This is a genomic window from Nocardia sp. NPDC060249 (assembly GCF_042728755.1).
Lineage (GTDB): Bacteria > Actinomycetota > Actinomycetes > Mycobacteriales > Mycobacteriaceae > Nocardia.
The window spans coordinates 214,096-229,413 of sequence record NZ_JBHXAQ010000002.1; the positions used below are offsets into that span (position 1 = coordinate 214,096).

Sequence of the window (15,318 nt, forward strand, 5' to 3'; positions counted from 1 at the left end):
ACCATAGGGGCATGGACGAGGCCCGAAACGAAGCCCGGCGCACCGCGGCGGAGGCCGAAATCGGCAAACACGGCCGACTCGTGCGCGGTCCTCGCGACGGCAAGCTGCTCAGCGCGGGCATGCTGCCGTTCTTTCGCCTCCGCACACCGCGTGGGTACGGGATTCTGACCACTACGGGACGCAAGTCCGGTCTTCCGCGCCCGAAGTGCGTCCGGATCCTTCGCGACGGTGATCGCGCGTACCTCGTCCAGCTGATGCCACCCCACGTGACGGTGCAGCGACCCGGCGCGGTCAATGCCTGGCTGCTCAATGTCCGCGCCGATCCGCACGTCACCGTGAAGCTGCCCGACGGGACCCACAGCGGGATGGCCAGAGAGATCACCGACCCGGCCGAACTCGCCACGGCGCGAGCTCTGCTGTGCGACACCGTCGTGCCGTTCGACTTCGGCGAATGCACGCTTCACCTGCGCGGTGTGCCCTCACGGGCGAAGATCCGGCGGCTGCACGAGTACTGGTTCGACACCGGTCGTGCCGTAGCCGTCGATCTGGCGACTTAGCGGAAGCCCTCCCCTGTCGGTGCTGGTGAGTTCTTCGAATCGTATGGACATGTTGTCAGTTGGGCGGGTGTGTAGGGCCGCCCAGAGGTAGATACATAAGTAGATGCGCATATCTACGTAACTCCATGTAATTTTGTTAGTTCCAGCCCCGCCGCCGCAATTCCCCCGCACAGTCCCCTCGATGTCGCACACTGATCCCACTCCCCTCCCCTAGCCCGCCAGGAGTGCCATGCCCTCCCCTCGTGGTCGACGCATCCTCGCTACGTTCGCTGTGGCCGCTTCGGCCCTGCTCGCGACCGGCCCCTCCCCCGCTCTCGCTCGACCACCCGCACCGGCCCTCCTCGCGCCCCTCGGACCCGAATTCCTGTGGGGCGTGGCGGCTTCCGGCTTTCAGGCCGAAGGTGATGCGCCGGACAGCAATTGGCGCCGCTATGTCGAATCGGGGAGCACGGCCGACCCCTACCTGAACTCGGTGGACTTCCACGGTAGGTACCGCTCCGACATCGCCCTGGCCGCGAAACTCGGTGTGCGCGTGTACCGCATCGGTATCGAGTGGGCCCGGGTACAACCGCAACCCGGAATCTGGGACGAAGCAGGGCTCGCGTTCTACGACGACGTCATTGCGGCGATCACCGAGGCCGGAATGCGTCCGATGCTGACCCTCGATCACTGGGTGTACCCGGGCTGGGCGGCAGACCGCGGCGGCTGGCGCGATCCGGAGATCGTCGCGAACTGGCTGTCCAACGCCCGCCGCGTCGTCGACCGGTACGCCGGCGCTGATCCGTTGTGGGTGACCTTCAACGAGCCCACGTTCTATCTGGTCAACGATCTGCGGCACGGCGGCATCGGCGCGGCCGACGTCCTCACGATGGGTGATCGAATCGCCCAGGCCCACAACAGCATCTACGACTACATCCACGCCGTACACCCGGGGGCGCAGGTGACCAGCAACGTCGCCTACATTCCCGGGGTCGACGATGCGGTCAGCGGGCCACTGCTCGACCGGATCTCCGCGCGCCTGGACTACATCGGCATCGACTACTACTACGGCCTCTCCCCCACACAGCTGCAAGTCCCCGATCCCGACCGCCTCTGGACCATTCCGCTGCAACCCGAAGGCATTTACTACGCGCTCGACCATTACGCCCGCAAGTTCCCCGGCCGCCCGCTCTACATCGTCGAGAACGGCATCCCCACCGAGAACGGGCGCCCGCGCGCCGACGGCTACACCCGTGCGGATTCGCTCCGCGACACCGTCTACTGGCTGCAGCGCGCCGTCGCCGACGGCATTCCGCTCATGGGCTACAACTACTGGAGCCTGACCGACAACTACGAATGGGGTTCCTACACGCCACGTTTCGGTCTCTACACCGTCGACGTGCTCACCGACCCGACGTTGACTCGCACACCGACCGACGCGGTCTCGGCCTACCGGGCGATCACCACGGCGGGTGGCGTCGGCCCCGACTATCGGCCGACGCGCCCCGTCGCTCCGTGCTCGCTGGTCGACGGACTCGCCAGTTGCACCGATCCGGTGTCGGTCCCCCGGTAGCGGTTTGAAGCGTCAACGTTTGCTCTACACTCGGGCGGGTGTCGAGCACAGCGTCACACCCCTCCAGCGCCGTGAGCGGCAGGCAAGCCCGATGGCAGCCGCACAATGACAGCCGCCGGGAGCGGATCGTGCTGGCCGCGGTCGAGCTGATCGAGCAGGCGCCCGCCGGCGTCGAGGTGCCGATCATCCAGATCGCCGAGCACGCCGGCCTCGCGAAATCGGTGGTCTACCGGCAGTTCGCCGGCCGCGACGAGCTGGATCGCCGGATCAGGAGCGAGATCGCCGACCGTTTCGTCGCCGACATCGAGGACGCGCTCGACATCGCCGAGGGCTCCATCCACGAAATCCTGGTGCGCACGATCGGCGGCGTCGTGACCTGGATCCAGGACCACCCCCGATTACACGAGTTCCTGCGGACAGGCCCGTCGGAGACCGATCCCGATATCGACGCGATGAGCGCGCTGATCGCCACCATCGCGGGATCGACCAGGGCGCTGGTCACCGGCCTGGCCGGGGTGGTCGGCGTCACCGACGAGGCCTCGGCCGACACGATGACCTTCGCCATCGTGTCGATGACCGAGGCCACCGTCACCCGCTGGGCCAACGACCCCGAGCCCGCGCTCACCAGGGATCAGCTCATCGAGGAGGTCGCCTCTTACGCCTGGCACGTGGTCGACGGCGTCGCCCGCCGCCACGGCCTGAACCTCGACCCCGACCAGCAACTCACCGAGATCATCACCCAACTGGTCGCCGGCAACTGAATCGCCGCCGGGATCTGCTCACGCGACGCGACGCGCGCTGCGTTCGGGCTCGCTGCGGTAGCGCGACGCGGGCCCGTCGATACCGAACTTGCGCCACAGCCACTTGGCGGTCGGGTTCATCAGACCGAGGTCGTTGGCCAGTTTGCGCATGTCACCGAAGTAGCCCGACAGGATCTGCTGGGAATGCTCCGACTTCCAGAACGCCTGCTCGATGACCTCGCGCGGAATATCGAACTCGCGCTCGAACGACCGCGGCGGCGCCATGATCTCGCCGGCCAGCCAGCGCATCGCGATCGGGAACGCCACCGAGCAGACGCCACGATTGAACTTGCCCATCCGGCCGATGTGCGCGGTGAGGAAATCCCCAGCGAAGGAGATATGGCGCGCTTCCTCGGCGATATGGATCTCCATGGTGCGCAACACCATCGGCGGCATCGACGCGCCCTCGCGGATCACGGCCTTCTGATAGTGGTCGATCGGTTCCTCGCCGCCGAGGATGCCGATGAACAGAATCGTGTGAGCGTAGCCACCGGCGACGCCGATCAGCGGCGACAGCGCCCGGAACAGCGGGCGCATCCCGGGCACGTCGACGTCGATGCGGTTGACCAGCTCTTGGAACATCTGGATGTGGTTGCACTCTTCGGTCATCTCGTGCAAGCAGTACCGGAATTCGGGCGAACCGTTCGGCAGCTTCATGATGTATTGCATCATTCCGCGGATCAGCACGCTCTCGAAGGCGGCGCCGACCTTGATCGCGTTGGCGGTCCGCCACTTGCCGATCGCGATCCGCCGGTCGAGCGGTTGGTCGCGATACCACTGCGTGGCGCCGAGTGGGTCGATCCGCGGCGAGAGAACCCACCGCACATCGTTCGGGTCAAGGGCGAGCTCGGGTGAATCCCAGTCGATGTCGAGGTAGGGATCGAAATGACGGTCGACAGACCCCTGTGACAGGGTTGCCAGCGCCTCTCGGTACTCCTCGGTGATGGGTCCGCCACGGCTCGATTCGGTCAGCGTCATCGGTGCCTCCTCGGTTCGCGTCCGGCGCGCACGGCACTGTTATCGCCGTCACACCGCTACCCGAGAATAACTGAGACCGTAAGTCCCACACAACCCTGACGCGATAACGTTTTCTCCCCGCCTATTCGACGAGCAGCACCACCAGCTGGCGAGCCAGCTCGGCGTCGCCGGGACCGCCGAGCCAGATCAACGGGCGACGTTGGTCGAGATGGTCCAGCGCTTCGGGCAGGGACACGAAAACACGATCGGCGCGCACGACACAGACCTGGGGTACGGACTCGGAGACGGCGGGCCCACCATCGACATCGAGGGCCAGCGAACCGGTCGAGGCGTCGCCTGCCACCGCATCGCGAACCACCGCGTCGCCGGGCTCGACCGCATCCGAGCCACTGTGCACGACCTGATGGCCCGGCGCACTGGCCCAGTGGTCCAGCCACGCCGGGCCGGGCTCGACCGCGGCGAGCACTGTCTGCACGCTCATGCCGTAGAGGACGTCGGCGACCGCGGCGGGCAAGCCGGCGATGTCGACGGTGCGCACCAGCGAACCGTGCTCGCGCAACCGGTCGACGAACCGTTCCAGCACCTCGGCCCGCTCGGTCGGATCCACGATCGCGTGCCTGCCCCCGGATCGACGCATGGGTACCCGGCGCTCGTCCTCGGGCAGGTCGAGCAGCCCGTCACGGACTCGGCGCAAGATCTCCTCGCGAGAATTCACTCGGGCACTCTCCTTCGTTGGCGACGCCGATGTCGCCGTTCACACATTCCCTCTCCCCACATACCGCGGGAACTCTTCAATTCGCTACCGTACCGACCGGTCCTCATGATCCCGGCGCGGCACGACGAAGCCCAGCAGATGCAGTAGCTGGTCGATGTTCAGGTCGAAGATTTCCGCCCGGTCGGTGAAGGTGTCGCGCCCGTACATGTCGAACACGTCGAAGTTCACGGCGCCGAAGAGGGTGGTCCACGCGGTGAGGGCGGACGCGATCACCCGATCGGGAGCGGCAAGGCCGAACTGCTCGCGAATCGTGGCAAAATCGGCCGCCGTACGCGCGGAGATCGCGGGGTCGGGCACGGGGCCGTCGAGCTGGCCTCGCCGGTAGGCGCTGTCGACGATGCCGAGCAGAATCGCGATCACGCGCACGCCCGGCGCTTCGGTGTCGGCCGCCGGTGCGGCGTAGCCGGGCACGGGTGTGCCGAAGAGCAGTCCGTACCAGGCGGGTTCGGCCATAGCCCATTCCCGCACGGCTCGGGCAGTGAGCCGGAAGCGGGTCGCGGGGTCGTCGGGCGCGTCGATCAGGGCCGCGTCGACGGCGTCGCCCAGCGCGTTGTAGCCGTCGACCACCAGCATGGTCAGCAGTTCGTCGCGGCTGCGGACATACCGATACACCGCCGAGGACACCACGCCCAGATCGCGAGCAACCGCACGCAACGACAACGCCGCCGCCCCCTGCGTCGCCAAATGCTCGCGGCCGATGCGTTTGATGTCGGCGATCGTCTGCGCGCGGGCCAGTGCGCGCGGACCCGGCTGGTCGGAGCTCATCGTCCGATCATCGCCCACTCGCGGCGCGGGCCGGATCCCGGCGTCCGGCCGTGTCGTCCTCGGCGGCGGCGCGTTCGATCTCGGCGGCCAGTGTCGCGCCACCGACCGCCCAGGCCATCGCGAGCAATCGGTCGCGGAAGCGGCTCAGGTCCACGCCCACCCCTTCGCCGCCGTACCCGGTGCCGGTCGCGTCGCGCACCGTGCCGACCACCTCGTCGGCGAGATCGGCGATGCGCGACTGGATCAGTGTCCGCAGGACCCCGCTGAGCGTGACGTCGATACCCACGTCGTAGAGGACGAGCGCGGCTTTGAGCATCGTGCGGTCCGCGACGAACCACCGGTGGCCGCGTCGTTCCAGATATCCCGCCGAGGCGAGTTCGGTGAGCACATCCGTCCCACGCTCGCCCAGCATCGTGGCGAGCTCGGCATCGTCGAGGTAGGTCGAGCGTTCGATGGACTGTCCCGCGCGCGGATCGAACAGCGTGCGCCAGTCGCCTGCCTGCGGCTCGGTGTCGAACACCTCGCGGATGGCGTCCAGCCGCAGTCCGCGCGCCTGCATGGCGACGATGTCGCGCAGCCGGTCCAAGTGCTCGTCGGTGTAGACGACTTCCTTACCCGCCCGGCCGGGTTTCGGCAGCACGCCGAGCGAGTGGTAATAGCGGATGGTGCGCGACGCCACGCCGCTGACGTCGGCGAGTTCCGCTCGGGTATATCGGGCCACCCGACCAGCATAGGTGGGCACGGAGCCTACGTTGACAGCTCTGGCTGTCGCCATTAGCGTTACCCGCGTCACTGTCGACACCGATCGAGGAGCTCCCCCATGCCCGAGCGCACCACCGATTTCGACGTTCTGATCGTCGGCTCCGGCTTCGGTGGCAGTGTCACCGCACTGCGGCTGGTGGAGAAGGGCTACAAGGTCGGCGTCATCGAAGCCGGTCGCCGCTTCGCCGATGACGAACTGCCCAAAACCAGCTGGGACCTGCGCAAATTCGTATGGGCACCCAAGCTCGGCTGCTACGGCATCCAGCGCATCCACCCGCTGCGCGACGTCCTGATCCTGGGCGGCGCCGGTGTCGGCGGTGGCTCGCTGAACTACGCCAACACTCTCTACGTGCCGCCGGAGCCGTTCTTCCAGGACCCGCAGTGGCGCGAGATCACCGACTGGCGCAGCGAGCTCACCCCCTATTACGAGCAGGCGAAGAAGATGCTCGGTGTGGTGACGAATCCCCATATGACGCCCGCCGACGAGATCTTCAAAGCCGTCGCCGAGGACATGGGCGTGGGCGAGACGTTCGTGCAGACACCCGTCGGGGTGTTCTTCGGGACGCCGGGTGAGACCGAGGCCGACCCCTACTTCGGTGGTGTCGGTCCCGAGCGCACCGGCTGCGTGGAATGTGGTGACTGCATGGTCGGCTGTAAGTTCGGCGCCAAGAACACTCTGGTGAAGAACTACCTCTACCTCGCCGAACAGGCCGGCGCGCAGGTGATTCCGATGACCACGGTGTCGGCGCTGCGACCGCTGCCCGACGGCACATGGGATGTGGCCACCGAGCGGACCGGCGCCTGGGTGCGTAAGGCGCCCAAGACCCTCACGGCCAAGCATGTCGTGCTCGCGGCCGGCACGCTCGGCACGCAGAAACTGCTGCACGCGATGCGTGACGAAGGGGCGTTGCCGAACCTGTCGGACAAGCTCGGCCTGCTCACCCGCACCAACTCCGAGTCGATCGTCGGTGCCGCGACCAAGACGCTCGGGCCCGACCAGGACTTCACCAAGGGCGTCGCGATCACCTCGTCGATCCACCCCACCCCCGACACCCACGTCGAGCCGGTGCGCTACGGCAAGGGCTCGAACTCGATGGGCATGCTGCAAACGCTCATGGTCGACGGTGGCGGGCGGGTGCCGCGGTGGCTGCGGTTCCTCGGCCTCGTCCTGTCCAACCCCCTGATCTTCCTGCGCTTCATGAGCGTGAAGAACTGGAGCGAGCGCACGATCATCTCCCTGGTCATGCAGCACCTGGACAACTCGATCACCACCTACACCAAGCGCGGACTGTTCGGTGGCCGCAAGCTGACCTCCAAACAGGGCCACGGACAACCGAACCCGACATGGATCCCGGCGGGCAACGACGTGACCCGCCGGGTCGCGGAGAAGATCGGCGGCGTCGCCGGTGGCACCTGGGGTGATGTGTTCAATGTGCCGATGACCGCGCACTTCCTCGGTGGCGCGGCGATCGGCGCCGACCGTGAGCACGGCGTGATCGACGCCTACCACCGCGTGTACGGCTATCCGACGCTCAGCGTCGTCGACGGTGCGGCGGTGTCGGCCAACCTCGGCGTCAACCCGTCGCTCACCATCACCGCCCAGGCCGAGCGCGCGGCCGCCTACTGGCCGAACAAGGGCGAACTCGACACCCGCCCCGAACAGAGCGCGGGCTACGCCACGATCGCCCCGATCCGCCCGAACCGGCCGGTCGTGCCCGCGGGCGCGCCCGCCGCCCTGGTCCTGCCGATCGTCGAGATCCGCACCTCGGAGAAGACCCCGGGCTGATTCGACGAAATCCGGCCCCGGCCATGCGGTTACCCACCGCGAGGTCGGGGCCGTTCCGTTTCCCGGCCACGTAGCATCGGTGCCGAGGACGGGAGATTCGATGTCGGTAGTGGTTCTGGGCGGATACGGAACGGTCGGCGCGCACCTGGTGCGATTGCTGCGTGCCGAGGGAGTCGAGACACACACGGCGGGGCGGGATCCCGTCAGGGCGGATCGAGTAGTCGACCTGCGCGACAGCGCCGGCGTCGACGCGGCCTTGGCCGGGGCGACCGTCGTCGTGAATTGCGCGGGCGCGGAAGATGTTCGGTTGGCGCAGTCCTGTGCCGGTCGCGGAATCGTCTTCGTCGACATCTCCGCGACGTCGACGTATGTCCAGGCACTCGAAGACCTCGACGGCCCCGCGGTGCTCGGCGTCGGGCTGGCTCCCGGATTGACCACCCTGCTCGCCGTCGACGCGCTCACGCACCGTCGCGGCCCGGTCGACATCATGGTCGGCCTCGGCGCCGGCGAAACCCACGGCCCCGCCGCGACCGCCTGGACCTACCAGCTCCTCGGCCGGCGTTTTCCCGACGCCGACGGCACGAGCGTCCGCAATTTCACCGGACGGCAACACTTTTCGACGCCCGCGGACGCCGCCTACCGGCCGTTTCCCGCGCTGCGCGCCGATTTCGCCGATCAGCACCGCCTCACCCGCGAGTTCGGCATTCCGGTGCGCACCTATCTCCGTCTCGACTCCCGCCTCGCCACACTCGGTCTGGCCGCTCTCACCTGGGCGCCCGCATTGCAATCGCTGGCGCCTGCTCATATGCCCGGTAGCAGTGACCGCTGGGTAGCGCTCGCCCGCGCCGCGGACGGATCGACCAGATCGGCGAGCGGTCGTGGACAATCGCCGGCTACAGCCGTGGTCGCCGCCATCACGGTTCGGGCGCTGATCCGCAATCCGGTCTCCGCGCCGACCTGGATCCACCAGATTCTCGAACTCGACGACATCGCTCACGACCCGCTCGCCGCCGGCATCCGGTTCGAACGCTACTGACAACGGGGGCGAGGTAGTTCGAACGGGCTTCGCGGAGATGGTCAGAGTGCGTTGATACGGGCCAGTGCTTCGAAAGCCAGATCGGCGGCCTGCCACAACGCCGTGATCTCGGAGCGGATGGCGGGTGCCAGGGCGGGGTCTTGCAGGGCAAGGCCGTTGGTGAAGATCACCGTGTTCGCGCCGAGGTCGGCGGCGATGAGCATCTGTTCGGTGGCGACGCCGGCGCCGAACAGTTGGTCCAATCCCGCACCGACGAAATAGAACCGCCACAGCGGGCCCAGGTCCGCGCCGTAGGCCGCCTTGGTGCGGTCGATGATCACGTCACCGACCGAGGCGATGCCGGCCACGATCTTGAAGTAGTCCGGCGCGTTCTCGGGCCTGCTGCCCACGGCGGCCACTGAGTAGGTCAGGTCCACGGTAAGGTGTGCGTTGTAGCCGGCCATAGCGGTGCGGGCGCGCGATGCCTCGCAGTCGCGGGCGAGGGAGAAATAGTGTGCCCATTGCGGTTCCGCGATGCCGCCGGTGAATTCGGCGTGCAGATTGTCGAGGAATCGGCGCAGCAGTTCCGAGCTGATCGCGTGCGCGTACTCGCGGTTCGCGAACGCCGCCGGGTCACGCTGCATCGGCATCACTGCGGCGTATTCGACGCCGTCGAGCCCGATCGCGAACAGTCCGCGCAGGTCGCGATGCTCGACGAGGATCTCGGTGATCCGATGATGGCGGGCCACCGCGTCCTCGAGCCGGTCCAGGCTGTCGGCGCCGGAGATCGCCGAGGTGTCCGACAACCGCACGATCTCGTCGATGTCGGTCCGGGACAGGGTGGACCCGCAGGCCGTGTCCCCGACCGCGCCCGCAGCCGGGCCCGCGGGCAGAATCAGCGCCGCGACGGCGACACAGGCGGCTATTGCACTCGATACGCGCACGCGCCGATTCCACCATCTCTCGGCGTGATTCGCGCATCGACGCGCGCGTCGACGTACCGGATGGGCGTGTCGGACCACCGTGCCGCTACGTGCCCATAGCCTGGACCGATGCCGGAGACGATTGCGATTTCAGGGGCCAGCGGACATATCGGCGGCCGCGTTGCCCGTCTGCTCGCGTCCTCGAGCGCCCGCCTGCGACTGCTGGGACGCCACGTCGACCACATCACGCCCATCGACGGAGCTACCACGGCCACCATCGACTTCGGCGATCCCACCACGGTGGCGGCCGCACTCGACGGCGTGCAGACCTTCTTCTTCGTCTCCGCCACCGAGAGCGCCGACCGCGCAGCCCAGCAGACCGCGGTGGTGAACGCCGCGAAGGACGCGGGGGTGCAACGGATCGTGTATCTGTCGTTCGTCGGGGCCGCACCGGATGCCACGTTCACGTTCGGCCGTGACCACTGGTACACCGAACAGGCCATCCGCGCCTCCGGTCTCACGTTCACCTTCCTGCGCGACAACCAGTACCAGGACATCATCCCGCATTTCGCCGATGCCGACGGAGTGATCGAAGGCCCGGCCGGTGACGGCAAAGTCGCCGCGGTCACCCGTGCCGATGTCGCCGATTGCGCTGCGGCGGTGCTCGATTCGGACGCGTACCACGGCAGGACCTTCGACCTCACCGGCCCGCGAGCCTTCAGCCTGACCACTGCCACCGCCGACATGACCGAAGTTCTCGGCCGGCCGTTCCGCTACGTCGAGCAGTCTGTCGACGAGGCTTACGCCTCTCGCGCGAAGTACGACGCGCCGAAGTGGGAAGTCGACGGCTGGGTCAGCACCTACACCGCGATCGCCCAGGGCGACCTCGCGCACGTCACCGATGCGGTCCCGCACCTGACCGGCCACCCGGCCACCGACTTCCGCGATTTCCTCACGACACTGCCGAAGAACTCCTGACCCCCGGCTCCGGCGAGTAGGGGTCGACCGGGCTCAAGCGATGGACTCCTCGGCGGCGGGCGTCGCCGCAGGCAGCAGCGAGTACGCCAGGCAGACGAGCGCGAAGAACAAGTAACCGAGCGCCACACCGGACGCGGCGGCCCATTCGACCGCGTGCGCGTGAATGAGCCCGATCCAGCTCAACCCGGCGCCGATGATCGCCGCCACTCCCGCCGCGCGGAAACGCTTGTCCAGGATGAACGTGACGATCGCGCCGAGCACCAGCCCGGCCAGCACCGCACCGGACCCGAACACTTTCAGCCCGTCATAGACCACGCCCGCCTGACCGAGCGCGTCCGAGCCGACCTTCGCCGCCGACGTCCCCGCCGCGGACAGCGCGTTGTCGATCTGGGTGACGGCCCACTCCGCCAGGTTGGGCAGCAGCGCGGCCACGACCGCCACCGCGTGGATCCTCGGCACCGCCTGGAATGCTTGCGCGCCGATCAGCAGGCCGATGTAGAGCAGGATCGGGACGATCGCCGGGATGGGCAGCAGCGTCGCGAGGATGCCGAAAAGCCCCAGCAGGCACATGATGCCGATGGTCAGGCCGCTGGCGAGGGAATAGCCGGTGCGCCCGCCCGCGTCCTTCCATCCCGGGTGACCGATGTAGACGGCGGGTGGGAAGGGTGAACCGAAGCCCGCACCGATCACCGCACCGAAACCGTCGGCCAGCAGCACGCTGCGCAGGTTGTAGTTGTCGCCCGCGGCGGCGGCGCTTTCCACGTTGCTCATGGCTTCGGTGAAGTTGTAGATGCCCAGCGGGATGGCGGTGGCCAGCAGCGGAGCGAGGTTGCCGAGGCCGTCGAAGAGAAGGCCGAGGCGCAGGTCGGGCAGCCCGAGCGCGATGTCGTGCGCGGCCTGGGCGACATCGGGTGCCGACATGTACCCACCGATCCAGCCGATCGCCGTGCCGACCAGCAGCGCGACCAGTCCGACCGGGATGTTGCCCGGCAGCTTGATGTCGGTGAAGAAACCGATCAGGATGATGGCCAGCACCGGCAGTCCGATCCAGGCCACCTCCCACATCTGCGCGGCGGGGCGCATGGCGATGAAGGTGATCGAGATGCCGGCCAGGGTGCCGAGCATCGCGGCACGCGGGGTGACCTTGCGGATGTAGGGACCGACGAAGGCGCCGATCATCACGATCACGCCGATCATGAACGCCCAGGCCAGCCCGGCTGCCCACGCCTGCAGGGGATCCCCGGTGGCCAGGTAGATCGGCAGCATCACCACGAACACGACGATGAACATGTGCGGAACGCTCGGCCCGTAGGGCAGTGCGGTGACATCGGCGCGTCCTTCGCGGCGGGCCAGGCGTCTCGCCAGCACCATGTAGTACAAGTTGCCCAGCACGAGCGCGACGCCGAGGGCGGGCAGCACCGTGCCGAGCACATCGGTGCTGGGAATCTTCACCACCGCGATGGTGAGTGTGGTCAGGGTGAGGACGTTGACCAGGATGTTGAACGCCAAACCGAAGAAGGCGTTGGTATCTCCCCTGGTCCACCACGGAAGTGCCGGTGGCGCAGGTCGTTCCGGTGTGACTGCTGTTTTCGAGGTGTCGACGGACATGGTGGGTCCTGTTCGCTAGGCCGTGACGGGGGCGGTGGTGCCGAGTGCGGCGATGACATCCGCGGAGCCGGCGACCCAGCCGAAGATCGCGCCCTGAGCCGCGATCATCGCCAGTCCGACGCGCTGGAATTCCGGGAAATAGGAGCCGACGCAGTCCGCGACCACGAGGCATTCGTAGCCGCGGTCATTGGCCTCGCGGACGGTGGTGTGGACGCAGACCTCGGTGGTGACGCCGGCGACGAGCAGGGTGGTGATCGAATGCTGTTGCAGCACAGAGGCCAGTTCGGTCGCATAGAACGCGCCCTTGCCCGGCTTGTCGATGACGGTCTCGCCGTCGAGCGGCGCCAGTTCGTCGATGATGTCGTGGCCGTACTCACCGCGGATCAGGATGCGCCCGAATCGCCCCGGATCACCGATGCGCTGCGAGGGGTTGCCGCGCCGAAGTTTCGACGGTGGGCAATCGGACAGGTCCGGCAGGTGGCCCTCTCGGGTGTGGATCACCGTGATGCCCGCGGCCCTGGCCGAGGCGAGCACACCGGTGAGAGGTTCGATGACCGTGCGCAACAGCGCCACGTCGTTGCCGAGGCTTTCACCGAAGCCGCCGGGGAGCAGGAAGTCTCGCTGCATGTCGATGACGACGAGCGCGGTCGTGGTGGGATCGAAGGTGAACGGGCTCGGGGTGGCGGGGATTTCGGTCATCGTCGCTCCTGGAGAAATACCGGGCCGAGGTGGTGGGGCAGTGCCGTGGTGCGCGGTTCGTCCAGCAGCCGTGCGGCGGCGGCGAGAACGAGGTCGTCGGCGAGTGCCGGGCCGAACACCATGAGCGAGACCGGCCTGCCGTCGCGGGTGGTGCCGCCGGGGACCGCGATCGCGGTCAGGTCGAGGAGATTGCCGAAGTGGGTGTAATGGCCGAGCACGGTGTTGGTCGCGATGGGGTCGGCCAGCACCTCGGTGACAGTGAAGGTGGTGCCGATGGTCGGCACCACCACCGCGTCGACCTCGTCCCATATCCGGGCGACCTCAGCGCGCAGTTCCTGCAACCGCTGTTGCGCGCGGAACACGTCCACGGCGCTGAATTGCCGTCCACTGTCCAGGATTTCCCGGATCACGGGCAGGATCGAGTCGGGCCGATCGGTCAGGAACTCCTCGAATTCGACCAGACGTTCCGCGACCCACGGACCTTGGTAGAGCAGCGCGCCCGCCGCGAGGAAGGGTGCGAGTGTCGTGTCGACGCAGCTGAATCCCCTACCCGGCAACCTGTCTCGCGCACCGAGGTGTGCCGCGCGCATGGCGTCGTCGCCGAAGAACTCGAGCTCCTGCGGTGCGGGCAGGCCGAGCCGGATCGGGCCACCAGGAAATCGCGCTCCCCTGGCGCGGGCCCACGGATCCTCGTGATCGACCGCCATGATCACCTCGGCGACCAGATCCAGGTCCTCGACGGTGGTCGCCATCAGGGTGAGGCAGTCCAGTGACTTGCAGGCGGGCACGAGCCCGACGGTGCTGATCAGGCCGCGCGACGGTTTCCAGCCGACGATGCCGTTGAGTGCGGCGGGTACGCGACCCGAACCCGCTGTATCGGTGGCCACGCAGAACGGCACCTGGCCGAGTGCGACGGCGAGCGCCGATCCCGAACTCGAACCGCCGCAGATCAGATCGCCGCCGAAGACGCTGCGCGGCACCGGATACGGAGTTCGGGTGCCGTTGAGACCGGTGGCGAACTGGTCGAGATTGGTCTTGCCGACGAACAGCGCGCCCGCGTCGAGCAGGCGCTGCACGGCGGGCGCGGTACGGGTCGCGAGGTAGGCGTAGTCGGGGCAGGCCAGCGTTGTCGGATAGCCGGCAACGTCGATGCTGTCCTTCACCCCGAAGGGAACGCCGTACAGCGGCAGCGTCCGCGCGCCCGGCATCCTTTCGACAGCCGCCGCGGCAGCGAGCAATTCGTCACGAGGCACCGGGGTGATCCAGGTGCCGTCGTCGCCGCGTGCGGCGATCGCGTCGGCCACTCGTGCCGCGGTTCTGGTCGGGGAGCCGTTGCCGCCCTGGTGCTGGGCGAGGATTTCCGCGACCGTAGAGCCTGTCATGTTGTCGATTGTCGACAGAAAGTGTGACGACAGGGAGATCGCTCTGTATCGGATGTGTTAGCAGATACCGAGTTTCAAGTATGTTTGCTCGCCGTGCCTGCGTAGCGCGGTCTCTGCCCGGAGCGGGTCGTTGGTCTCCAGAGCGGCGAGCAGGTCCTGATGCCGGCGCACACCTTCGCGACGGGCGCCCACCTCGGTTTCTTCGCGCAGATTGCGTGCCATCGCGAGCTGCAACTTCACCAGGATCTGTTCGTACACGAGGTCCAGCTGCCGATTGCCCGCCAGCGCAACGATTTCGACGTGGAAGCGCCGGTGTGCGTCGTCACGGGCGACCCAGTCCTTGCGCCGGTCCGCCGCGGTCAGTTCCGCGAGTGCCGCGCGCACCCGCCCCAGCCGCAGGTCCGCGCTCGGGAGCGCGGCGGTCAACGCGTGCTGTTCCAGCGCCCGCCGCACCTCGAACAGCTGGACGATGTCGCGCGCCGACCACACCACCACCCGGTACCCACGCCGCGGCAGATGCTCGACGAGACCCTGCTCGGCCAGGCGCCGCAGCGCCTCCCGCACCGGCGCGCGGCTGATGCCGAGCCGTGCGCACAGGGCTTCCTCGCCTACCCGCTCCCCCGGCGCCAACGCACCGCTGAGGACCTGCGCGCGCACGTGCTCAGCGGTCATCTCCACCAGACTCGCCGGGAGGTCGGTCGACTTCGATGCGGCTGCCGTCATGAGTCGAGTCTACGA

Annotated in this window: 15 protein-coding genes; 6 read left to right on the forward strand and 9 right to left on the reverse strand. The window is 67.8% G+C overall.

The window, feature by feature from the left end; genetic code table 11:
• Positions 1-11 precede the first annotated feature (11 nt).
• The 3 genes from ACFWFP_RS08570 to ACFWFP_RS08580 all read left to right on the forward strand — a co-directional run bounded on the left by ACFWFP_RS08570 (position 12) and on the right by ACFWFP_RS08580 (position 2,870).
• Positions 12-557, forward strand: a complete 546-nt coding sequence (locus tag ACFWFP_RS08570; protein ID WP_379294081.1) for a nitroreductase/quinone reductase family protein — start codon at positions 12-14, stop codon at positions 555-557.
• Between the two features lie 229 nt (positions 558-786).
• Positions 787-2,109 (forward strand): family 1 glycosylhydrolase, encoded by a 1,323-nt coding sequence (locus ACFWFP_RS08575; RefSeq protein WP_379294082.1) that lies wholly within the window; start codon positions 787-789, stop codon positions 2,107-2,109.
• 38 nt (positions 2,110-2,147) lie between these two features.
• Positions 2,148-2,870 (forward strand): TetR/AcrR family transcriptional regulator, encoded by a 723-nt coding sequence (locus tag ACFWFP_RS08580; protein WP_379294083.1) that lies wholly within the window; start codon positions 2,148-2,150, stop codon positions 2,868-2,870.
• 18 nt (positions 2,871-2,888) lie between these two features.
• Here the strand turns inward: ACFWFP_RS08580 and ACFWFP_RS08585 are convergent, their stop codons facing one another.
• The 4 genes from ACFWFP_RS08585 to ACFWFP_RS08600 form a co-directional block, all read right to left on the reverse strand.
• Positions 2,889-3,887: a diiron oxygenase gene (locus ACFWFP_RS08585; RefSeq protein ID WP_379294084.1), complete on the reverse strand. Its 999-nt coding sequence runs from the start codon at positions 3,885-3,887 to the stop codon at positions 2,889-2,891.
• A gap of 121 nt (positions 3,888-4,008) precedes the next feature.
• On the reverse strand, positions 4,009-4,602 hold the full coding sequence (locus tag ACFWFP_RS08590) for a hypothetical protein (RefSeq protein WP_379294085.1): 594 nt from the start codon (positions 4,600-4,602) through the stop codon (positions 4,009-4,011).
• Positions 4,603-4,686: 84 nt separating this feature from the next.
• Complete coding sequence (locus ACFWFP_RS08595) at positions 4,687-5,427, reverse strand: TetR/AcrR family transcriptional regulator (RefSeq protein ID WP_379294086.1); 741 nt, start codon at positions 5,425-5,427, stop codon at positions 4,687-4,689.
• A 7-nt stretch (positions 5,428-5,434) separates the two neighbouring features.
• The gene (locus tag ACFWFP_RS08600) at positions 5,435-6,148 is read right to left on the reverse strand and encodes a MerR family transcriptional regulator (RefSeq protein ID WP_379294087.1); all 714 of its coding nucleotides are present in this window, start codon (positions 6,146-6,148) and stop codon (positions 5,435-5,437) included.
• A 99-nt stretch (positions 6,149-6,247) separates the two neighbouring features.
• On the opposite strand from ACFWFP_RS08600, the gene ACFWFP_RS08605 reads away from it, so the two are divergent.
• Together ACFWFP_RS08605 and ACFWFP_RS08610 are read left to right on the forward strand one after the other, a co-directional pair.
• Positions 6,248-7,975, forward strand: a complete 1,728-nt coding sequence (locus tag ACFWFP_RS08605) for a GMC oxidoreductase (RefSeq protein WP_379294088.1) — start codon at positions 6,248-6,250, stop codon at positions 7,973-7,975.
• Positions 7,976-8,075: 100 nt separating this feature from the next.
• Positions 8,076-9,011, forward strand: coding sequence for an NAD-dependent epimerase/dehydratase family protein (locus ACFWFP_RS08610; RefSeq protein WP_379294089.1), 936 nt, complete (start codon positions 8,076-8,078; stop codon positions 9,009-9,011).
• A gap of 41 nt (positions 9,012-9,052) precedes the next feature.
• On the opposite strand, the gene ACFWFP_RS08615 is transcribed toward ACFWFP_RS08610, so the two are convergent.
• Positions 9,053-9,934 (reverse strand): DUF5995 family protein, encoded by an 882-nt coding sequence (locus tag ACFWFP_RS08615; protein WP_379294090.1) that lies wholly within the window; start codon positions 9,932-9,934, stop codon positions 9,053-9,055.
• Positions 9,935-10,042: 108 nt separating this feature from the next.
• Between ACFWFP_RS08615 and ACFWFP_RS08620 the strand changes: the two genes are divergently transcribed.
• Positions 10,043-10,891, forward strand: coding sequence for an SDR family oxidoreductase (locus tag ACFWFP_RS08620; protein WP_379294092.1), 849 nt, complete (start codon positions 10,043-10,045; stop codon positions 10,889-10,891).
• A 33-nt stretch (positions 10,892-10,924) separates the two neighbouring features.
• Here ACFWFP_RS08620 and ACFWFP_RS08625 read toward each other — a convergent pair whose 3' ends face one another.
• From ACFWFP_RS08625 to ACFWFP_RS08640, 4 genes are read right to left on the reverse strand one after another with little or no spacing between them, the layout of a single operon-like run.
• Positions 10,925-12,499, reverse strand: coding sequence for a regulator (locus tag ACFWFP_RS08625; protein WP_379294093.1), 1,575 nt, complete (start codon positions 12,497-12,499; stop codon positions 10,925-10,927).
• 15 nt (positions 12,500-12,514) lie between these two features.
• The gene (locus tag ACFWFP_RS08630; protein WP_379294094.1) at positions 12,515-13,198 is read right to left on the reverse strand and encodes a cysteine hydrolase family protein; all 684 of its coding nucleotides are present in this window, start codon (positions 13,196-13,198) and stop codon (positions 12,515-12,517) included.
• On the reverse strand, positions 13,195-14,580 hold the full coding sequence (locus tag ACFWFP_RS08635) for an allophanate hydrolase (RefSeq protein ID WP_379294095.1): 1,386 nt from the start codon (positions 14,578-14,580) through the stop codon (positions 13,195-13,197). The genes ACFWFP_RS08630 and ACFWFP_RS08635 overlap by 4 nt, the downstream gene beginning before the upstream one ends.
• A gap of 57 nt (positions 14,581-14,637) precedes the next feature.
• The gene (locus tag ACFWFP_RS08640) at positions 14,638-15,303 is read right to left on the reverse strand and encodes a GntR family transcriptional regulator (protein ID WP_379294096.1); all 666 of its coding nucleotides are present in this window, start codon (positions 15,301-15,303) and stop codon (positions 14,638-14,640) included.
• Between the last annotated feature and the right edge of the window lie 15 nt (positions 15,304-15,318).